General features: G+C 71.7%; 15 protein-coding genes and 1 tRNA gene. 10 read left to right on the forward strand and 6 right to left on the reverse strand.

Going from position 1 to position 19,914, the window contains the following annotated elements; genetic code table 11:
* Nucleotides 1-32 precede the first annotated feature (32 nt).
* The 5 genes from ispD (at nt 33) to RMT89_RS23475 (ending at nt 5,492) form a co-directional block, all read left to right on the forward strand.
* On the forward strand, nt 33-797 hold the full coding sequence (gene ispD / locus RMT89_RS23455) for a 2-C-methyl-D-erythritol 4-phosphate cytidylyltransferase (RefSeq protein WP_315885741.1): 765 nt from the start codon (nt 33-35) through the stop codon (nt 795-797).
* Complete coding sequence (gene ispF, locus RMT89_RS23460; RefSeq protein ID WP_315885742.1) at nt 787-1,278, forward strand: 2-C-methyl-D-erythritol 2,4-cyclodiphosphate synthase; 492 nt, start codon at nt 787-789, stop codon at nt 1,276-1,278. Before ispD ends, ispF begins: the two co-directional genes overlap by 11 nt.
* A gap of 52 nt (nt 1,279-1,330) precedes the next feature.
* The gene (gene cysS, locus RMT89_RS23465; protein WP_315885743.1) at nt 1,331-2,731 is read left to right on the forward strand and encodes a cysteine--tRNA ligase; all 1,401 of its coding nucleotides are present in this window, start codon (nt 1,331-1,333) and stop codon (nt 2,729-2,731) included.
* Between the two features lie 88 nt (nt 2,732-2,819).
* Nucleotides 2,820-3,761 (forward strand): 23S rRNA (guanosine(2251)-2'-O)-methyltransferase RlmB, encoded by a 942-nt coding sequence (gene rlmB / locus RMT89_RS23470; RefSeq protein WP_315885744.1) that lies wholly within the window; start codon nt 2,820-2,822, stop codon nt 3,759-3,761.
* Between the two features lie 117 nt (nt 3,762-3,878).
* Nucleotides 3,879-5,492 (forward strand): DoxX family protein, encoded by a 1,614-nt coding sequence (locus RMT89_RS23475; RefSeq protein ID WP_315885745.1) that lies wholly within the window; start codon nt 3,879-3,881, stop codon nt 5,490-5,492.
* Nucleotides 5,493-5,623: 131 nt separating this feature from the next.
* Here the strand turns inward: RMT89_RS23475 and RMT89_RS23480 are convergent, their stop codons facing one another.
* The 3 genes from RMT89_RS23480 to RMT89_RS23490 all read right to left on the reverse strand — a co-directional run bounded on the left by RMT89_RS23480 (nt 5,624) and on the right by RMT89_RS23490 (nt 8,356).
* Complete coding sequence (locus RMT89_RS23480) at nt 5,624-6,355, reverse strand: nucleotidyltransferase family protein (RefSeq protein ID WP_315885746.1); 732 nt, start codon at nt 6,353-6,355, stop codon at nt 5,624-5,626.
* Between the two features lie 188 nt (nt 6,356-6,543).
* Nucleotides 6,544-6,999: a hypothetical protein gene (locus tag RMT89_RS23485; RefSeq protein ID WP_315885747.1), complete on the reverse strand. Its 456-nt coding sequence runs from the start codon at nt 6,997-6,999 to the stop codon at nt 6,544-6,546.
* Between the two features lie 220 nt (nt 7,000-7,219).
* Nucleotides 7,220-8,356 (reverse strand): sn-glycerol-3-phosphate ABC transporter ATP-binding protein UgpC, encoded by a 1,137-nt coding sequence (locus tag RMT89_RS23490; protein ID WP_315885748.1) that lies wholly within the window; start codon nt 8,354-8,356, stop codon nt 7,220-7,222.
* 206 nt (nt 8,357-8,562) lie between these two features.
* Here RMT89_RS23490 and RMT89_RS23495 point away from each other — a divergent pair.
* The 3 genes from RMT89_RS23495 to fxsT all read left to right on the forward strand — a co-directional run bounded on the left by RMT89_RS23495 (nt 8,563) and on the right by fxsT (nt 14,489).
* Nucleotides 8,563-8,636 (forward strand) — tRNA-Thr (locus tag RMT89_RS23495).
* 91 nt (nt 8,637-8,727) lie between these two features.
* Complete coding sequence (locus RMT89_RS23500; RefSeq protein ID WP_315885749.1) at nt 8,728-10,200, forward strand: effector-associated domain 2-containing protein; 1,473 nt, start codon at nt 8,728-8,730, stop codon at nt 10,198-10,200.
* Nucleotides 10,201-10,478: 278 nt separating this feature from the next.
* Complete coding sequence (gene fxsT, locus RMT89_RS23505; RefSeq protein ID WP_315885750.1) at nt 10,479-14,489, forward strand: FxSxx-COOH system tetratricopeptide repeat protein; 4,011 nt, start codon at nt 10,479-10,481, stop codon at nt 14,487-14,489.
* A gap of 16 nt (nt 14,490-14,505) precedes the next feature.
* Here fxsT and RMT89_RS23510 read toward each other — a convergent pair whose 3' ends face one another.
* From RMT89_RS23510 to RMT89_RS23520, 3 genes are all read right to left on the reverse strand, one after another.
* Nucleotides 14,506-16,287, reverse strand: coding sequence for an HEXXH motif domain-containing protein (locus RMT89_RS23510; RefSeq protein ID WP_315885751.1), 1,782 nt, complete (start codon nt 16,285-16,287; stop codon nt 14,506-14,508).
* Between the two features lie 14 nt (nt 16,288-16,301).
* Nucleotides 16,302-16,472, reverse strand: coding sequence for a hypothetical protein (locus tag RMT89_RS23515; protein ID WP_315885752.1), 171 nt, complete (start codon nt 16,470-16,472; stop codon nt 16,302-16,304).
* Between the two features lie 130 nt (nt 16,473-16,602).
* Nucleotides 16,603-17,625, reverse strand: a complete 1,023-nt coding sequence (locus RMT89_RS23520; protein WP_315885753.1) for an effector-associated domain 2-containing protein — start codon at nt 17,623-17,625, stop codon at nt 16,603-16,605.
* A 181-nt stretch (nt 17,626-17,806) separates the two neighbouring features.
* Here RMT89_RS23520 and RMT89_RS23525 point away from each other — a divergent pair, with 181 nt between their 5' ends.
* Both RMT89_RS23525 and RMT89_RS23530 read left to right on the forward strand, forming a co-directional pair.
* The gene (locus tag RMT89_RS23525; protein ID WP_315885754.1) at nt 17,807-17,980 is read left to right on the forward strand and encodes a hypothetical protein; all 174 of its coding nucleotides are present in this window, start codon (nt 17,807-17,809) and stop codon (nt 17,978-17,980) included.
* The gene (locus RMT89_RS23530) at nt 17,977-19,635 is read left to right on the forward strand and encodes an HEXXH motif domain-containing protein (protein WP_315885755.1); all 1,659 of its coding nucleotides are present in this window, start codon (nt 17,977-17,979) and stop codon (nt 19,633-19,635) included. The genes RMT89_RS23525 and RMT89_RS23530 overlap by 4 nt, the downstream gene beginning before the upstream one ends.
* The last annotated feature ends 279 nt before the right edge of the window (nt 19,636-19,914 follow it).

A 19,914-nucleotide genomic window follows, 5' to 3' on the forward strand; every position in this document is an offset into this window, starting at 1 on the left:
GCCAGGCCAGCACACAAACCTGACAGGAACCGATGTCTGACGAATCGCGCCCTTCGCCCGCGCAGGCCAGTGCGACCGCTCGTACGGCTGCCGTGATTCCGGCCGCCGGCCGCGGTGTACGCCTCGGTCCTGGCGCCCCCAAGGCACTCCGTGCGCTGGGCGGCACCCCCATGCTCATCCACGCGGTGCGCGCGATGGCCGCGTCCCGTGCCGTCTCCCTGGTCGTCGTCGTGGCCCCGCCCGAGGGCGCCGCCGAGGTGAAGTCCCTCCTCGACGCGCACGCGCTGCCCGAGCGGACCGACTTCCTGGTGGTCCCCGGCGGTGACTCCCGCCAGGAGTCCGTCAAGCTCGGCCTGGACGCGCTGCCGCCCGAGTACGAGATCGTCCTCGTGCACGACGCGGCCCGCCCGCTCGTCCCGGTGGACACCGTCGACGCCGTCATCGAGGCCGTACGGGACGGTGCTTCCGCGGTCGTCCCCGCGCTGCCGCTCGCGGACACCGTCAAGGAGGTCGAGCCGGCCGGTGCCGAGGGCGTGCCCGAGCCGGTCGTCGCCACTCCGGAGCGGGCCCGGCTGCGGGCCGTGCAGACGCCTCAGGGCTTCGACCGGGCGACCCTGGTCCGCGCTCACGAGACGGTCACCGACAACGTCACCGACGACGCCGGCATGGTCGAGCAGCTCGGCCTGCGGGTCCTGGTGGTGCCCGGTCACGAGGAGGCCTTCAAGGTCACCCGGCCGCTGGACCTGGTCCTGGCGGAGGCGGTCCTGGCGCGCCGGAGGCTCAACGATGGCTTCTGAGGCACCTCTGCTTCCCCAGGTCGGCATCGGCACCGACATCCACGCCTTCGAGGAGGGCCGCGAGCTGTGGTGCGCGGGCCTGAAGTGGGAGGGCACCGGTCTGGCGGGCCACTCCGACGCGGATGTCGTCGCGCACGCCGCCTGCAATGCCCTCTTCTCCGCCGCCGGGCTCGGCGACCTGGGCCGGCACTTCGGCACGGGCCGCCCGGAGTGGTCGGGGGCCTCCGGTGTCGTCCTGCTGACGGAGGCGGCCAGGATCGTCCGCGAGGCCGGGTTCACCATCGGCAACATCGCGGTGCAGGTCGTCGGCCCCCGTCCGAAGATCGGCAAGCGCCGGGACGAGGCCCAGAAGGTCCTGTCGGAGGCGGCGGGAGCGCCGGTTTCGGTGTCCGGGGCGACGACGGACGGACTGGGGTTCCCCGGTAGGGGTGAAGGGCTGATGGCGGTGGCGACCGCGCTGGTGGCGAGAACACCGCGCTGACGGTTGTCCACAACCGTCGGATGCACTACGGATCGCCTACTACCCTGGACTCGTGACTATTCGCCTGTACGACACCAGCGCCCGGCAGATCCGTGACTTCACCCCGCTCCAGCCGGGTTGTGTCTCGATCTACCTGTGTGGTGCCACCGTGCAGGCGGCCCCGCACATCGGCCACATCCGGTCCGGGCTGAACTTCGACATCATGCGCCGCTGGTTCGAGTACCGCGGCTACGACGTCACGTTCATCCGCAATGTCACCGACATCGACGACAAGATCATCACCAAGTCCGCCGACCAGGGCCGCCCGTGGTGGTCGATCGGGTACGAGAACGAGCGCGCGTTCAACGACGGCTACACCGCGCTCGGCTGCCTGCCGCCCACGTACGAGCCGCGTGCCACCGGCCATGTCACCGAGATGGTCGAGATGATGCGCGGCCTGATCGAACGCGGCCACGCCTACGAGGCCGACGGCAATGTCTACTTCGACGTGAAGTCCTTCCCGGAGTACCTGCGTCTGTCCAACCAGGAGCTGGACAACCTGCTCCAGCCCTCCGGCGAGGGCGAGACGGGCAAGCGGGACTCCCGGGACTTCGCGATGTGGAAGGCGGCCAAGCCGGGCGAGCCGAGCTGGGAGACGCCGTGGGGCCGCGGCCGGCCCGGCTGGCACCTGGAGTGCTCGGCGATGGCCCACAAGTACCTGGGCTCCGCCTTCGACATCCACGGCGGCGGCCTGGACCTGATCTTCCCGCACCATGAGAACGAGATCGCCCAGGCCAAGGCCTACGGCGACGAGTTCGCCCGGTACTGGGTGCACAACGCCTGGGTCACCATGAGCGGCGAGAAGATGTCCAAGTCGCTGGGCAACTCCGTGCTCGTCAGCGAGATGGTCAAGGCCTGGCGGCCCATCGTGCTGCGCTACTACCTCGGCACCCCGCACTACCGCTCGATGATCGAGTACAGCGAGGAGGCCCTGCGCGAGGCCGAGTCGGCGTTCGCGCGGATCGAGGGTTTCGTGCAGCGCGTCACCGAGATGGCCGGTCACGCCGTCGAGCCCGCCGCCGAGGTGCCGACCGCCTTCGCCGAGGCGATGGACGACGACCTGGGTGTCCCGGGAGCGCTCGCCGTCGTGCACACCACCGTCCGGCAGGGCAACTCCGCCCTCGCCGCCGACGACAAGGAAGCCGCCGTGGCCCGCCTCGCCGAGGTGCGCGCCATGCTCGGCGTCCTCGGTCTGGACCCGCTCGACCCGCACTGGGCGGGAGAGACGGACCGGGGCCAGGACCTGCACGGCGTGGTCGACAGCCTCGTACGCCTCGTCCTGGACCAGCGTGAGGCGGCCCGGGCCCGTAAGGACTGGGCCACCGCGGACGCCATCCGGGACCAGCTCGGGCAGTCGGGACTGGTCATCGAGGACAGCCCGCAGGGGCCGCGCTGGAGCCTCGGCGCGCGCTGAGCGCAGTGATCGATTGTGCCGCCCGGCCCTCCGGGCGGCACACTGCAGAGACATACGTACGTCACCGCTACACAGAGACAGGTAGGTCATGGCCGCGAACAACCGCCGCATGTCCGGCAAGAAGGGCGCGCAGGTCGGCAGTGGCGGCCAGCGACGCCGGGGCCTGGAAGGCAAGGGCCCGACGCCGCCCGCCGAGATGCGCAAGGGGCACAAGAAGAACCGCATCGCCACCGCCAAGGCGAAGCAGACGGCGCGCCGTCCCGCACCGCGCGGGCGCGGCGGCAAGGGCACGTCCGAGATGGTCGTCGGCCGTAACCCCGTCGTGGAGGCGCTGCGCGAGGGCGTGCCCGCGGTGACGCTGTACGTCCAGCAGTTCATCGACAACGACGAGCGCGTCCGCGAGGCCCTCCAGCTCGTCGGTGAGCGCGGCGGCATCCACCTCATGGAGGCCCCCCGCCCCGAGCTCGACCGCATGACCAACGGGCTCAACCACCAGGGCCTGGTCCTCCAGGTCCCGCCGTACGAGTACGCCCACCCCGAGGACCTGGCCAGCGCCGCCTACGACGAGGGCGAGGACCCGCTCATCGTCGCCCTCGACGGAGTGACGGACCCCCGGAACCTGGGCGCCGTCGTCCGCTCGGTGTCCGCCTTCGGCGGCCACGGCGTCGTCGTACCGGAGCGCCGCGCGGCGGGTATGACCGCCGGTGCCTGGAAGACGTCCGCCGGCACCGCGGCCCGCACCCCGGTCGCCCGTGCCACCAACCTCACCCGCGCCCTTGAGGCGTACAAGAAGGCGGGCATCGCCGTCGTCGGCCTCGCCGCCGACGGAGAGCACGAGGTCGGCGAGCTGGAGGCCCTGCACGGCCCGGTCGTCATCGTGGTCGGCAGCGAGGGCAAGGGCCTGTCCCGACTGGTCGGCGAAACCTGTGACTTCCGGGTGCGGATCCCGATGCCGGGCGGCGCCGAGTCGCTGAACGCCGGTGTGGCGGCGGGGATCGTGCTGTACGAGGCGGCGCGCGGACGCGGCTGAACACGCGTCCGCGCCGTCACCCGCGCGGGGCGATCCGGTCGTCCAGGACAAGCTTGACGCGGTCCGGACAGATCCGGCAGGTCAAAGCAGTGTCCTAAACACACGTCACTCGGTTAGATGAGTGTGGACACCAGAACACCCCGCACACCCACGGGGGACCGCTCGTCGGGATTCGACGACGCTCCCGCGCTGAGCATGGTGAAGGTGCCGAGCGATCCGGCGCAGATCATCGTCAATCATGCGAGTTTCCGCGTGCAGTTGGGCGCGTCGACGAGACGCGGCCAATCGCCGCGGATCGCACGGCACTTGAGCGCCACCGAGGACACCGCCCGGATGCCCGTGGTCGGCACCGGGGCCGCCGCCCGCCGCCGGCCCGTCGTCTGGAGCGGCAAGTCCGCACCCGACGACACCGGGGCCCACCGGCTCCTCCAGGCGGTGCGGGGCGCGGGCGTCGGACACGCCGAGGAACCGGCCGACGCCGGCGCCACCCAGGTCATCCCGCGCGTCGACGTCAACGACGGCTACGGCGGCGACGGTTACGACGATCTCGCCCAGACCGTCGAGACCCCCGTGGTCGGCGCCCAGCGCACCCCGCCCGACGGCGACGGCACCCGGCTGCTGCCCGACATGCGCCAGGTCGGCAGCGCCTACGACGAGGAACTCGGCCACGACGGCCGGGAGTTCGGCGAGCCGGACGACGGACCCCGGTCCAGGCGGCACGGCGACGACCCCGCGCGGCACGCCTACTACCCGGGCCGCCGCATGAACTTGGGCGTCGTCCTGCTCCCGCTGCGCATCTTCCTCGGCTTCATCTCCATCTACGCCGGCATGGGCAAGCTCTGCGACCCCGTCTATTTCGACGGCGGCAAGCGCGGCTCGATGGTGAAGTGGCTGAACACCCTGCACCCGTGGGAAGTCGCCGAGCCGCTGCGCCAGTTCGCCCTCGAACACCCCGTCGGCTCCGGCCTGGTGATCGCCTTCTTCCAGGTGATCGTGGGCGTCCTCACGGTGCTGGGCTGCTGGCAGCGGGTCGCCGCGGTGGTCGGCGCGCTGCTGTCGGCCGCGCTGCTCGTCACCGTCAGCTGGAAGAGCGTCCCCGTCTACGACGCCCCCGACATCATCTATCTGGCCGCCTGGTCCCCGCTGATCATCGCCGGCGCCCCCGTCTACTCGATCGACGGCCGCCTCGCGGGCAGCGCCTGGCGTCGCCTCGGCCCTCGCGCCGACATCTGGGACCTGCGCCGCTACGTCCTGCGGCGCGGCGCCCTGGTGACCGCCATCGTGACCGGCCTGACCCTGCTGATCGGCTCGCTGCTCGGCGGCGCCGTCCGCGACTCCGACCGCGTGGTCGTCCCGGGCCCCGGCGAGGCCCCGCGCAACGAACTCCCCGGCTCCCCGCTCCCGTCGGAGCCCGGCAAGCGCCAGTCGCGCACTCCGTCGGCCTCCACGGCCCCCACCCAGGGCGCCACCTCGGCGGCCCCCACGGCGGGCGCCGCCACGACGCCGGGCGCCACGCGGGACACCAGCACGGCAGGCACCCCGAGCCAGACACAGGGCACCGGGGGCCAGGCCCCGCCCCAGCAGTCCACCCCCGCGGACCAGGCCCCCAGCACCAGCTCGGGCCCGACCTCAGGCGGCACCACCGGCGGCGGCACAGGCACGCCGGGCGGCACGGGAGGCGGAGGATCCAGCTCCGGTGAACCGGGCCTGGTAGGCGGCCTGTTGGGGTAGATGGGCCGGTGGGCGGGATTCTGGGTTAGCCCACCGGCAGAACACAAGAACCCACCTGGTTCCCCGCGCTCCTCAGGGGCGCGGGGCTCCTTTCATATGCGGCTCCGCCGCGTGGGCGCGCCCGGCCCGCACTAGGAACGAAGAGCCGACAGCTCCTTCGCAGCTTCGGTGAGATCCTTCGCCGTATCAATGGCCCGCCAGTACGCGCCCTGAGGAAGCGGGAAGCCCGCAAGCTTCCGCTCCCGGGCCAGCCGCGGAAACGTCGTCCGCTCATGGTCCCCCCGCTCGGGAAGCATCGAGGCGAAGTCGGCCGAGAAGACGTACACACCCGCATTGATCTCGTACGTCGTGGGCGGCGACTCGATGAAGTCGGTGACGTGCCCGAATCCGTCCGTCTGCACGGCTCCCCAGGGGATCCGCGGCCGCGCCAGGGCGAGGGTCGCGACGGCGTCACGCTCCGCGTGGAAGTCCGCCATGTCACGCAGCGAGAACCGGGTCCAGATGTCGCCGTTCGTGGCGTACCAGGGCCGGCCGGGGTGCGGGAGATGGGCGGCGGCGTACTTGAGGCCACCGCCGCGGCCGAGGGGCTCGGTCTCGACGACGGTGGTCACCCGCACCGGAAGGTCCGCCGACGCCAGCCAGTCCTTGAGGACATCCGCGAGGTGGCCACAGCTGACCACCACGTCCCTCACGCCCTCCTCGGCGAGCCACGCAAGCTGATGGCCGATGATCGGCGTCCCCGTGCCGGGGATCTCGACCATCGGCTTGGGCCGGTCGTCGGTGTACGGGCGCAGCCGGGAGCCCTGGCCTCCGGCCAGGATCACAGCTTGTACGGGGCGGGCGGCGGCGTGCGGATCGGTCATGTCCCGAACTGTATGTGGCCGCGGTGCCCACGGGGGTGGGGGGTGCTGTGTGCTGTGCGGGCGCGGCTGTGTGGGGGCTGGTCGCGCCCACGCGGCGGAGCCGCATATCGAGCAGAGCCCCGCGCCCCCTGGAGGGGGCTGGGGCCTGACGGCCCCGAGCCCCCTCCAGACCCCGAGGTCCCTTCTCGTCAGCTGTGCGCCGCCGCCACTCCCGTCGCGAAGGACGTGTCGCAGACCGGGCGGGCGTAGGACTGGGCGCGTGTCGGGCCGTAGGCGAGGACCGCGGCTCGGCCGAGGGCCCGGGCGATGGAGGCGCAGTGCCTGGCCAGCGACGGGCGGCCGTTGACGGCCTGCTGGAGGTGGGTGAGCGCGGCGCCCGGGTTCTCCCGGTGGAGCTCGGCCAGGAGCTGGTCGCGCAGCACGTCCTGCGGGGCGCGGGACACGGAACGGGGCTTGGCGTCCGACACCGACGCCTCCGAGGCCGTGAGCACCGAGTTCGAGGGGTTCCCCGACCAGTTGACCCGGGTGACCGCGAGGGTCCCGGAGAGCACCAGGACGACGGGCAGGACGAGGGCGAGGGAGCGGCCGATCCGGCGGGCGGGGCCCCGGCCGCGACGCGTCTGTTGGTTAGTGGAGTGCTTCACGCGAGTGAGGGTAGCGTCCGGTAATGATTTGGCGACATTTAGTCACCGGTTCGGGGGATGAAGAGGTGCCTCTTTTTGGGTAAGGGGTTGACGCCCACTGCTCGAAATGAGCCCTATGCCGGGGTATTTGTCGACAACGAGATGGGCCCCACAGCACTCTGTGGGGCCCATCTCGTCAACCTGGGCGATACACCCGATTCGTTCGGGTCAGCCGGAGAGGTCAGTCGGAGAGGCGCTCACCCGTGGAGGTCGAGAACACGTGGGTCTCGCCCGGACGCGGCACGACGTGCAGCGTGGCGCCCTTCTCCGGCACCGAGCGGCCGCTGACGCGGACGACCAGGTCCTTCAGCTCGTCGCCGACCTTGGCGCTGCCGTAGACGTAACCGTCGGCGCCGAGCTCCTCGACGACGTTGACGGAGACCGCGAGACCGGCCGGGGCGTCCTCGGTGTCCTTGGCCAGGGCAGCGGCGGCGCCGCCGTTCTGCTCGACGATGTCGAAGTGCTCGGGTCGGACGCCGACGGTGACCGTGCGGTCGCCCTTGTCGGAGGCGGCCTTCAGGGCGTCACGGTTGACCGGGACGACGCTGTTGCCGAACTTCACACCGCCGTCGGTGATCGGGACCTCGACCAGGTTCATGGCGGGGGAGCCGATGAAGCCGGCGACGAAGAGGTTGGCCGGGCGGTCGTACATGTTGCGCGGGGAGTCGATCTGCTGGAGCAGACCGTCCTTCAGCACGGCCACGCGGTCGCCCATCGTCATGGCCTCGACCTGGTCGTGGGTGACGTAGACCGTGGTGATGCCCAGACGGCGCTGGAGCGAGGCGATCTGCGTACGGGTGGAGACACGGAGCTTGGCGTCGAGGTTCGACAGCGGCTCGTCCATGAGGAAGACCTGCGGCTCACGCACGATCGCGCGGCCCATCGCCACACGCTGGCGCTGACCGCCGGAGAGGGCCTTCGGCTTGCGGCCGAGGTACTCGGTGAGGTCGAGGATCTTCGCCGCGTCCTCGACCTTCTGGCGGATCTCCGCCTTCGGCACACCGGCGATCTTGAGCGCGAAGCCCATGTTGTCGGCGACCGTCATGTGCGGGTAGAGCGCGTAGTTCTGGAACACCATGGCGATGTCCCGGTCCTTCGGCGGCAGGTGGGTGACGTCGCGGTCGCCGATGCGGATGACGCCGGAGTTGACGTCCTCAAGCCCCGCCAGCATGCGGAGCGAGGTGGACTTGCCGCAGCCGGACGGGCCGACCAGAACGAGGAACTCTCCGTCCTCGATCTCGATGTCGAGCGCGTCTACGGCGGGCTTCTCGGAACCCGGGTAGATCCGGGTCGCCTTGTCGAACGAGACAGTGGCCATGGTGAATGGGCCCCCTTCTACCGGCAGGAACGTGCCGGACGATCCGTTGTAGGAAGGTGGTGGTGTAGTCCATGTGAGTGGACTGACCTCGGACGGTACCTGCCGTTCACCTGGTCTGTCAGTACCCGGACCCCTGTGAACTTCGCGGAAATTTTCGACAGGGGCACGCCGGGTCGTGGGTACACTGCACGGGCACGTACGTGCGCGCCTCCTTAGCTCAGCTGGTCAGAGCGCCGCTCTTGTAAAGCGAAGGTCGTCGGTTCGAATCCGACAGGGGGCTCTCCCTTCCTCTCACAGGCCCTGCCATGGGACCCTTCGCGGCCGTACCCTGGTCGGCACAACGGAACCGCGCCGGCTGGGGAGGTCACGGGGTGAGAGGGCGCAGTCCGGAACGGGTCCGCAATGAGCTGGTCGTAGCCATCGTGGACGCGCTCCAGGAGTCGGCGACGGTGAAACAGACGAGCAGCCGCGAGTTATGGCGGGAGATGCTCGCCGACGAACTGGGCTCGCCGGTGGAGCCGTTCGGCGGTGACCGGCTGCGGCCCTGGCTGCTCCAGGTCGTCAAGGCGTGTACGGCGGTCGGTGACGGCCCGGCCTGTCTGGTGCGGTCGCTGGAGTACGTGGAACAGCAGTCGGCCTCGGTCGCAGCGTTATGGCCGCTCGTGGACGAGTGGGAGGCCGTCGACTTCTTCAACAGCGCCGACCTCGGACATCTGCGGCCGCTCCTGGAGTCGCTGCGCTCCGCCGAGCTGGCCGCCATGGCCCGGCGTGCGAGCCGCTCCCGGGTGCAGGAGCTGCCGCACTGGTGCCAGACGGGCTGGCAGGTCTTCCTGCGGCTGGCCGGTGAGAACTCCCCGGCCGACGAGCTCCCGCCGAGCATGGCCTTCCTGGCGCTGTCCGCCGACCGGCTGATGGAGGAGGGCCGCGCGGAGGCCGCCGAGGAGCTGCGCCGCTTCAACCGCGGCCGGGCCCAGGAGCTGCGGGTGGAGGACCGGCTGTCCGAGTGGCAGCACTCGGAGTTCCCGCAGCCCCCGCCCTCACTGGTGCCGGCCTACTTGATGATCCAGTTCGAGCCGGACCGGAACGAGACCGACCGCTACTACCTCTCGCACTGGCGCCAGTCCGACTCCGAGGGCTGGCACCCGGTGCGCGGCGAGACCGTCCATCTGTGCCGGGCGGAGCTGCCGGGGGCGGTGGAGCGGCTGATCGAGGAGTCCGAGGCGCGCTGGGCCGATCTGCGCCAGCCGGTGATCCTGGAGTTCGTGCTCCCCTGGGAGCTGCTCAATGAGCCCGTGGAGTGGTGGGCGAAGGATTCCGGCCACCCCGAGCCGACCCCGCTGGCGATGGACTACCCCATCGTCGTGCGCTCGCTGGAGAGGCTCCAGCGGGCCGCGTGGCACCGCGCCTGGCATCACAAGTGGCGACAGCTGAAGGAGCGCCCGGCGGACAGCCGCCCGCACTGGGGGCGTCCGGCGCAGGACGGGGCGTACTTCTTCCATCTGGAGCGGGAGCTGAAGGAGGACCGGCACGCCGTGTGCCTGGTGCTCAGCGAGCCGCCGGGCGCCGACTCGGGCACCGGCCGCCGGGAGGTGCTCGCGGGGCTGCGGGCCGGGGTGCCGGCGATGATCTGGCACCGCTCGGACTGCTCCGACTCCGACTTCCAGGACGCGATCGGCGAGATCCTCGCGGACCGGGGGCTCGGCTCACTGGCGGAGAGCGTCGGCAAGTGGCGCAACGACGCGCTCGCCCTCGGCCCGGAGCGCTGGGACGGGCATGTCGGCCGGCATCTGGCCATTCTGCTCGACGACCCCGAGCGCAAGCCCGGCCCCACGGGTCCGGTGTAGCCGCGATGACCTCGCAGAGCGGGATCGGGCGCCTTGTGCCGTCCGGCATCGGCCAGTTGACGATCCGCGCAGGAGAGTGGCAGACGGCCTTGCACGCGACTGTGCGCGGTGCCAGGCTGGACGCGAGAAAAGCCGGCGTGCTCGACACCGCAGGGGGGCGCGTTCCATCCGCCGTTCCATCCGCCGATCGACTGTCCTATTTGTGCCCCCTCCCCCTGTGGCCTGCCGTCTTGCACTGTATGCAGACCACTGCCAGGCTTGGCACGTGGATGTCACGCATGCCCGCGGAATGCGGGACTCCTCTTCGGCACTCCCTCCGTCCTCGGGCCTTACCGGACGCTCTGAGAGCGCTTATGCAGTGTGACGATGTCCCACGATCAGCGGTGGAAACGGCGTCTGACGAAGCATCACTGGACGCCGTACCGCTCGCCCTGAGCGAACTGGTGCGCTCACACTCCGCGGACCCTCCGTCCGTGCTTCTCGTCGTGGACGACCACGCGACCATGCGGGTGTGGCGGGAGACGGTCGAGAAGCTGGCCGACGACCTCGCCCGCGAGGAGCGACTGGGCGGGATCAGCACCGTACGACTGCTCAGTTCCGATGACACCGAGCCGGCCCGGATCCGGCTGGAGCATCTGCCGCTGTCGCCTTCCGAGCGCCGGATGGTCCTGGTGCTGACCGACGGGCTCGCCGCGGGCTGGCGCTCGGACGCGGTGCTTCCGCTGCTGCGCGAGCTCGGCCGGACCGAGCCGCTCGCGGTGCTGCAGCTGCTGCCGCAGCACCTGTGGTCCCGTACCGGCCTCGATGTGAACCGGATGCGGTTCAGCAGCGCCCGCCCCTGGGCGCCGAACGACTCCCTGCGCTGGGAACTGCGCACCTCCCCCCTGGAACCCGTCGACGACCCGGACGCCAGGGCCGGTGTGGTCCCGGTGCCCGTACTGGAGCCGACGGAGCACTCCCTGTCCGGCTGGGTGGACCTGGTGACCGGCGGCTCCGGCGAGTGGCTGGAGATGTCGGGTGTACGGGCCCGGGACTGGAAGCGCAGGCCGGACGCGGCGCGGGCCGTGCCCTGGGTGGAGGACGTGCCCGACCCGGCCAGTGCCGTACCGCCCTGGGAGCGGGTCTCGGACTTCCGGGCGGCCGCGTCCCCGACCGCGTTCGCGCTGGCCACCCGGCTCGCCGCGGCGCCGCTCACCTTGCCCGTGATGAGCGCGGTGACCGCCTCGGTGCCGGGCGCCGGGCCCGCCCATCTGGCCGAGCTGCTGATGAGCGGCCTCGTACGGCCCGCCGGCGCGGACGCCGAGCGCGTGGCCGATGTGGCCTTCGTCTTCGGCCCCAATATCCGCCAGGAGTTATTGGCGCTGTCCCGGCGCAGGGACACCGCCCGGGTGCTGCACGACGTACGCGGACTGCTCGCCACCGCACCCCAGGACACCGAGCCCGTCCTGCCCGCGCCCGAGGAACTCTTCGAAACGGCCGACGTGCCCTCGGTCACCCGGCGCAATGTCGCCTTCCTGCGCGTCGAACTGGCCGCGCTGCGCGCCCTGTCCGGGCGGTTCCTCCCGAGAGCCGAGCGCCTGGCCCGCGCCCTGCGCGAGTACGACCGGCAGAACTCCGTCAGCCTGCGCAAGGGCGTGGGCTCCCACACCGCTCCCCAGAGCGACCGCCACGCCGAACAGGCCCCGACGGGGGCCGGGACAACTTCAGAAGGAGCCACGGCCATGACCGCCACGCATACGCAGCCCGCGGTGGAGAGCGGGCGTTCGACGCCGCGCATCTGGGGCAACATCCCGCCGCGCAACCCGAACTTCACCGGCCGCGTGGACCTTCTGGAGCGACTGAGCGAGCGGCTGCGCGAGGGCACCACCACCGTGCTGCCCGAGGCCATCCACGGCATGGGCGGTGTCGGCAAGACGCAGCTGGCCATCGAGTACGCCTACCGCCATCAGTCGGAGTACGACGTGGTGTGGTGGATCCCCGCCGAGCGGCCGGGGCAGATCGGGCAGGCCCTGGTGGAGCTGGCCCAGCGGCTCGGCCTGGTCACCAGCGCCGAGGCCAATATCGCCGGGCCCGCGGTGCGGGAGGCGCTGCGCGAGGGGCGGCCGTACTCCCGCTGGCTGCTGATCTTCGACAACGCCGACAGCCCGGACGTGGTCCGCGACTACTTCCCGACCGGGGGCAGCGGCACCATCCTCGTCACCTCCCGCAACCGCCGGTGGAGCGTGGTCGGCCCGTCCCTGGAGGTCGATGTCTTCACCCGCGAGGAGAGCAAGGAGCTACTGCGCCGCTCCGGGCCCGACGACCTCGACGACGCCGAGGCGGACCGGCTCGCCGATGCCCTCGGTGACCTGCCGCTGGCGCTGGAGCAGGCCGCGGCCTGGCGGGCGGAGACCGGGATGCCGGCCTCGGAGTATCTGCGGCTGTTCGAGCACAAGCGGGCCGAACTGCTCGAGGTATCCCCGCCGCCGGACTACCAACTCCCGGTCGCCGCCGCGTGGAACGTCTCGCTGGACCACCTGGAGATCCGCAGCCTCACCGCGCTGCGCCTGCTCCAGCTGTGCTCGTACTTCGCGCCCGACCCCATCTCGCGCTCGATCTTCTCCGGCCTCGGCGGCTCCACCATCGACCCGGCACTGGACCGGGCCCTCAACGACCCGATGCGGCTCGCCCGCGCCATCCGGGAGATCAACCGCTACTCCCTCGCCCGTATCGACCACCGCACCAACTCGATCGAGATGCACCGCCTGGTCCAGGCCGTGCTGATCCACCGCATGACCCCCGAGGAACAGAACCGCATGCGCAACGGGGCTCACACCCTCCTGGCCGCCGCCGACCCCAAGGGGCCCAACCAGGCGGCCAACTGGCCGCGCTACGCCGAGCTGTACGGCCATGTGATCGCCTCGAACGCGATCGAGTCCGACCAGCCCTGGGTCCGCGAGCTCGTGATGAACGTCGCCAGGTACCTCTGGTACTGGGGCGACCACAAGGTGGCCCGCGAATTCACCGAGCAGGCGTGGCAGACCTGGCAGACGCTGTTCGGCGAGGAGGACCAGCAGACCCGGCTGATGGGCTGGTGGCTGGGCTTCCTGTATCTGAAGGTCGGACGCTACGACGACGCCTCCCGGCTGGTCGCGCAGCTCAAGGACGTCTACGCCCGTACCGCGCCCGAGGAGCGGGAGGACACCCGTGAGGACGCGCTGGAGGCGATGATGCTGGAGGCGGCCGTGCGCCGAGTCCAGGGCGACTTCGCCGCGGGCGCGGAACTGGACGAGATGGCCTACGACCGGGCCCGCCGCGCGTTCGGCGACGACGACCCGACGACGCTGGGCACCGCCCACAACCTCGGCGTGAGCCTGCGTCTGGTGGGGGAGTTCCAGCGGGCGCTGGAGCTGGACCAGCACACGCACGCGCTGAAGACGCGGCTGTACGGGCGGGATCACCACCAGTCGCTGATCACCGAGGGCAGTATCGCCATCGACGTCCGCGAGACCGGCGACTACGTCGGCGCGCGGTCCCTCCAGGAGGCGGTCGTCGACGGCTTCCGTCCCGTCTTCGGCGCCGGGAACCCCTCCACGCTCCAGACGCTGCGCCAGCTCGGCGAGGCCTGCCGCAAGGAGGGCGACCACGCGACGGCGCTGGAACTGGCGCGGGAGGCCTTCAACCAGTTCACCCGTCGCTACGGCGACACCCACCCCGAATCCCTTACGGCGGCGCTGGCGCTGTCGGTGGCGCTGCGGCACAACGGGGAGTTGGAGGCGGCGCGGGACAGGGGCGTCAAGACCAGCGAACGCTTCCGCCGTGTCTTCCGGGCCGATCACCCCCATGTGCTGGCCGCGGATGTGGACCTCGCGGTGACCTTGCGTCTGCTGGGGCGGGCCGAGGAGGCGCGGGCCCTGGACGAGGAGGCGCTGGCGTCGCTGACGGACCGGCTGGGGGAGGGGCATCCGATCGCCCTCGCCTGTGCCATCAACCTGGCGAGCGATCTGAGCGCCCTGGGTCAGGTGACCGAGGCGCGTGAACTGGGGGAGCGAGCGCTGGAGTTGGGCCGGGAGCGGATGGGGGAGAACCATCCGACGGCCCTGGTGTGCGCGGCGAACCTCTCCCTCGACCTGGCGGCGCTGGGTGAGGAGGACGAGGCGGAGCTGCTGCGCGCGGACACGCTGGCCCGGATGGAACAGGTCCTGGACGTGCCCCGTCTGCGCTCGGCGGAGCCGGCCCCCCACCCAGCGACGGTGCAGGCCCGGGCCCGGGAGCGGGCGAACTGCGACATCGATCCGATGCCGCTCTAGCCGGCGCGGGGCGCGGCTACGGCGCCAGCCAGGTTGCCAGCCTGATCGGGTCCGGTGGTGTCCCCGTCGCTGAGGTCAGCGACCGGAACACCGCTCGGGCCCGTTCCGGGTGGTGGCGCAGGAAGTGTGCCGCCGTGGGGGATGTTCCGGTGAGTGCCAGGGACTGGGACAGGCCCGCCCAGGCGGTGGGGTGGTCCGGGGTGGTCAGCAGGTGTGCGGTGTAGGCCTCTTGGGCGGCTTCGGCTTCTCCCGCTGCCAGGAGGGCGTCGGCCCTCAGCGCTCCCGTGACCGTTGCCGCCGCCTTCTCCGTGTCCTCGCCCGACAGGCGGTGGCGGGTCAGGACGGCGAGGGTGTCCAGCCAGCGGGCCGACTCGTCCGTGGCCACCACAGGAGTCGCCGCCAGGGAGCGCGGCGGGGTGGGGGCGCCGGACAGCCAGGCCCGGGTCGCTTCCGCCACCGCCGGCTCCGGGGGACGCAGGTGGTGGGAGCGCCAGCGGGTGGCGTGGTCCGCGGCGCACATTCGGGCCAGGGCCAGGGGGGAGTCGGGGACCGGTTCGTCCAGCCAGCGGGTGCACAGGGCGTACAGGCGGTCCAGGAGCTGTGCGCCCACCGGCGTCAGGCGTTCGTGGCGGTGGACCTGGCGCAGGGCGGTGGTCACATGGGCCCGCCACAGGGCGAACTCGAAGTGCGCCATGGGAGTCGCCGCGCCCGAGGCCAGGCGGTGGGTGCGCCAGAAGCGGGCGATGCCCACGAAGGCGTAGATGCCCTGCATCAGGCCGTCCAGCGGCCGGGGGTCGTCGCGCCAGGGGGCGTACCAGAGTTCCGGGGCGTCCGTCGTGTCCTGGGTGAGCAGCGGTGTCAGATGCAGCAGGCCGCCCAGCTTGGTGTGCTGGAACTCGTGGATGAGGGTGACCGCCAGCTGTACATGGTCGTCCGGATCCGAGGATTCGATGCCGCCGAACGCATCCCCAGCCGTCACACTGCGTGGCCGAAACCTTTCCCTCGCCGGGCCCGGAGTCAGGGACAGCAGACCCCTTCGCATCGCCTCCGCGGTCCTCGGCTGTTCGTCCAGCAGCACCGCCCAGGCCCGCTCCAGCAGCCGCCGCCACTGCTCCGTGGCTTCCTCGGACAGCGGACGCGGCTCCGTCGGCCGGGGATACGTCCGGTACGGGTCCACGTCGTCCAGCGCCAGGTCGAGCCGGTGGTTCGCTGGGCCGACCGTGAGGCGCCGCAGCGGGTGCCAGCCCGGGGCGGGAGCCTCCGGTGGCGTCGGTACGGCGACCTCGGCACCAGGTGCCAGCACGACCGCACGGCCCGCCGCACCCCGGACCGTCGCGGTCGTCCACGGCTCGGTCGCGGGCAGTTCCGCGCAGCCCAGGGTGGGAAGTGGTACCCGGCCGTGGCGCATCGGGACCTCGATCGAGAAGTCCAGCTCCGCGCGTAGCGCCGCCGCGGCGGCCACGGACGACACATGGCCCAGCAGCACCCACAGCGGCGGGCCGTCCTGCGGTGCGCCCCCGCGCAGTCCGCGCAGCGCGTTGGCCAGCCACATTCCGGTCTGCGGGTACATCAGCAACTCGTCCACGGCCTCCGGCGCCCGGCGCTGTGCCGCGCTGAGCAGGTTCCAGGCGGGGCCAAGGTCGGTCGCGTCGTCCAGCATCCGTAACAGCAGCAGCCGGCGGCTGCGTTCGGCGGCGAGCAGCAGGTCGACCGTGGCCGGACCGCCCTCGCCGCAGGTCAGTTCGTCCAGGCCTGCCGAGGGCAGACGATGGTGGGGGAGCGTGAGATCAGCACGCATCGGCGGCCCTGGAATCAGTCGTACCGCTCCGCGCTGGGATTGAAATCGCTGACGCTCGCCTGCGCGAGGTCGATGCGTTGCCGCAGCTCCTCCAGGGATCCGGCGAGAACCTGGCTGTCCATGGAGCGCAGCGTTTCAAGAGACACCCCCGCGAGATCGACTAGGTTGGACTCGACGGCGGCCACAGACGGCTCCATGACGGCCAAACCCCTTCCCCCCGGCTGCACTTGTGGTGCGGGCTGCTCACATCCCCCTGATAATGGCCCGCCGTACAGGGGATGAAACCCCGCGCCCGTGCGGCGCTGCGATATCAGGTCAGCGATGGCGCCGGGACAACTCCACCGCCTCCTGGTCCATTCGGGCCACCCCGACGGAATCGCCCTCCACCAACCGTATCGCTTCCAGGAGTTGGTCCAAGGTCCCGCGATAGCGCAGACAGGTGCGGAGGATTCCGAACACGTCAGGGCGCAGGGCGGGCGAGCGCGGGCTCATGGCCGAGATCACCGGGTCGATGCTGTCGAGGATGAGGGCCAGGCCGTTGCGGTCGCTGACGGAGGGGAGGGCGGTCAAGGCGGTGACGAGGCCGTCGAGTTCGCGCAAGGGGAGGTTCTCGGGCAGGTTCGCCAGGCTGACGGTGCCGTCGGGCGGGGCGGCGATACCGGTCAGCTCGGCCGGGGTGGCGGGCAGGCCGGCGTACTGGTGCATCAGGGCGAGTTCGGTGCTCGTCAGCAGCTCGTACCAGCGGTCCACGCGGACGGCGGCGAGGCGGCCCAGGCCGTCGTTGAGATGGTGCGCGCTGACCAGGCCGATCAGGGCCCCGTCATGCCAGACCGCCGCTCCGGACATGCCCTCCCACGGTGAGCGGTGCGGATCGGGACCGGCGTGGGGCGGCGACACGGCGAGTTCGAGGGTGCCCTCGCGGCGGTTGGACAGCACCGAGATCACGCCGCTCGCGTGGCAGGGGTCGCGGTAGTAGGTCCGGGTCCCGGGATCCCAGCTCGTCTTGAAGAGGGGGAAGCCCACGGTCGTGAACGGCAGGGTCGCGTCCGTCTCCGGTACCGCGCCGTAGAAGGGCGGCCCACCGCTCTCGGGGACGAGCCGGCCGGCGAGCTCCAGCAGTGCCAGGTCGGCCTTGTCGGAGTGCAGCGCCACGCGGGCGCCTTGACCGACGCGATCGGCCCCGAACCGTACGACTGTCTCGCGCTGCTGACCGACCACATGGGCGGCCGTGAGCACCCAGCGGTCTCCCACCCGGTACCCGGACCCGTGCCGCCAGGCGCCGCTCCCGCTCGGAACTGCCAGCACCTCCGCCACCCGTTCCGGAATCAGCCCCGCCACCCCCGCTCACAACTCCTCGATCGTTTCCACGAGTTCCCTCACCTCCGGCCCCTACCCCCACCACCGTTTTGTCACTCGATCCGGGTGGATTCGACGCCATGAACCCGTGAGGTCTCTGTGATGCACTAGGGTCGCCGCTGAAACCACGTAAAACACCTGAAACAGGGAAATGGACGGGGTCATGGACAAGTCCGGAGTCGAGTCCGAGCTGATCGACCTCAGCGGTGTTCCGCTGGAGACCTGGCCCTCCCTCCCTCTCCCGGCTGCCGACGGCTCACTGCGGCGGCTGCTCAGCCGTATCGACGACCCGGCCAGCAGCCTCGGTGGCTACAACCCCCAGCGCGACGAAGCGTGAGCAGCTCGCACATCCTCTCGGCCGATGTCTTCGACGAACTGCTCGGCGGCGGGGGCGGGACCGCCGCCGTGGCCGGGCTGCGGGCGACTGAGCGCAGTTGGCGGCTGCTCGTCGTACGGGCCCTGCTGGACGCCTCCGGCGCACATCCGCTGACAGATGCCTGGCAACTCCTCATGCGGGCGCGGGCCGTGGACGAGGCCGCCTTCGAGGAGCTGCTGGCCTATCCGGCCGTCGGCGTCTGGGCGGCGCACACCCTGCGGCGGCTGCGCGGTACGGCGGCCGGGGACGCGCCCCCGGACACCGGCTATCCGCACGCCGTCGCGGCGAGCGCGGCGATCCTGGCCGGGCTGGACTTCCGTACCGCCGTCCCCGTACAGGAAGGGTGGGCCGTACTGCCCACCCTCGGAGCCATGCGGGTGCCAGGCGCTGCCACGGCTGAAGTGACCGCCACGGACGGGCGCGTGCTCGTCGGCGGACTGCCGCTCGGTGGGCCCGACTGGCACCCCCTGACCCGGCTGAGCGCCGACGGTCATGCCCTGCTCCTGGACGACGCCGACCCCTACCGCACCCTGCGCACGCCGGTCCCCGCCGAGCCCGTCTCCGCCGAGGTCTGGCAGGAGCTGTTCGAGGAGGCCCGGGGGATCCTGCGCGGGCAGGATGCCGAGGCGGCGGGGGCCTTGCGCGACGGGCTCGTGGCCCTCGTACCCCGACCCCGCGCCGAGCGCTTCCGTCCGCACAGCGCCTCCTCCGGCGACGCCTTCGGCGCGGCCCTCGCCTCCGTCCCGGACGACGGGGAGCAGCTCGCCTCGACGTTGGTGCACGAGTTCCAGCACAACAAACTCAGCGCGTTCATGCACCTGTTCACCCTCTACGACGACCAGGGCGGTGGGCGGCTGTACTACGCCCCTTGGCGGGACGACCCGCGGCCGCTGGGTGGGCTGTTGCAGGGGGTGTACGCCTTCTTCGGGGTCACCGGGTTCTGGCGGCGGCGTGAACACCCGCTCGGGCGCTTCGAGTTCGCGCTGTGGCGGGACCAGACCGCGCACGCCCTGCGCGCGATCGGCGCGGCGCAAGGGCTGACCGAGCTGGGGCGGCGGCTGGTGGCCGAGCTGTCGGGGCGGCTCGCGCCCTGGCTGGCGGAGCCGGTGGAGACGCGGGCCCGGGTCGCCGCCGAGCTCGCGGCGGCCGATCACCGGGCGACCTGGCGTGCGTATCACCTGCGTCCCGACCCGCGGGTGGTACGCGCACATGCGGAGGGGCGCCCGGAGGGCAAGGGTGAGCCGGAGCTCGTCCCGGGCACTCCGGCGCGCGGCCTCGACACCCGTGCGGTGCTGTTGCGCTGGCTGCTGGCCGACCCGGTCGGCTTCGAGGCTCTGCGCGAGGACCCCGGCGCCACCGTGGAGGGCGCCCGGCCCGAGGACGTCGCCCTGGTCACCGGGGACACGGCGGCCGCGCTGCGGGCGTACCGGGAGCGGATCCTGCACGGGGACGGCGACCCCGAGACCTGGGTGGGCCTCGGGCTCGCGGCCCGGGCGGCCGGGGATCCGGCGGGGGAGACGGTGCTTGCGCGACCGGAGCTGGTCATGGCGGTGCATGCCGAACTCGACGGGGACCCGCTGGAGGTCGCCCGGGGTCTGCTCAGCTGCCCAGCGTGACCAGTGCCTTGTCTGTGCCGCGCTCGGGGCCTCGTCCGTGCCGAACGTCGGGTGTCCGGAGGACCGTTGGAGACAGCCCCGCGGGTATTCAGCTGCTCAGCGTGACCAGTGCCTTGTCTGTGCCGCGCTCGGGGCCTCGTCCGTGCCGAACGTCGGGTGGCCGGAGGACCGTTGGAGGCAGCCCCGCGGGTATTCAGCTGCCCAGCGTGACCAGTGCCTTGTCTGTGCCGCGCTCGGGGCCTCGTCCGTGCCGAACGTCGGGTGGCCGGAGGACCGTTG

This window comes from Streptomyces sp. P17, assembly GCF_032436805.1.
Lineage (GTDB): Bacteria > Actinomycetota > Actinomycetes > Streptomycetales > Streptomycetaceae > Streptomyces.

What these genes read in the sequence shown, in the direction of transcription:
- RMT89_RS23480 (WP_315885746.1), bottom strand. Translation starts at nt 6,355, where the DNA reads ATGACCGATCCGCACGCCGCCGCCCGCCCCGTACAAGCTGTGATCCTG.
- RMT89_RS23510 (WP_315885751.1), bottom strand. Translation starts at nt 16,287, where the DNA reads ATGCGTGCTGATCTCACGCTCCCCCACCATCGTCTGCCCTCGGCAGGC.
- RMT89_RS23525 (WP_315885754.1), top strand. Translation starts at nt 17,807, where the DNA reads ATGGACAAGTCCGGAGTCGAGTCCGAGCTGATCGACCTCAGCGGTGTT.
- RMT89_RS23490 (WP_315885748.1), bottom strand. Translation starts at nt 8,356, where the DNA reads ATGGCCACTGTCTCGTTCGACAAGGCGACCCGGATCTACCCGGGTTCC.
- RMT89_RS23475 (WP_315885745.1), top strand. Translation starts at nt 3,879, where the DNA reads ATGAGTGTGGACACCAGAACACCCCGCACACCCACGGGGGACCGCTCG.
- ispD (WP_315885741.1), top strand. Translation starts at nt 33, where the DNA reads ATGTCTGACGAATCGCGCCCTTCGCCCGCGCAGGCCAGTGCGACCGCT.
- rlmB (WP_315885744.1), top strand. Translation starts at nt 2,820, where the DNA reads ATGGCCGCGAACAACCGCCGCATGTCCGGCAAGAAGGGCGCGCAGGTC.
- fxsT (WP_315885750.1), top strand. Translation starts at nt 10,479, where the DNA reads ATGCCCGCGGAATGCGGGACTCCTCTTCGGCACTCCCTCCGTCCTCGG.
- ispF (WP_315885742.1), top strand. Translation starts at nt 787, where the DNA reads ATGGCTTCTGAGGCACCTCTGCTTCCCCAGGTCGGCATCGGCACCGAC.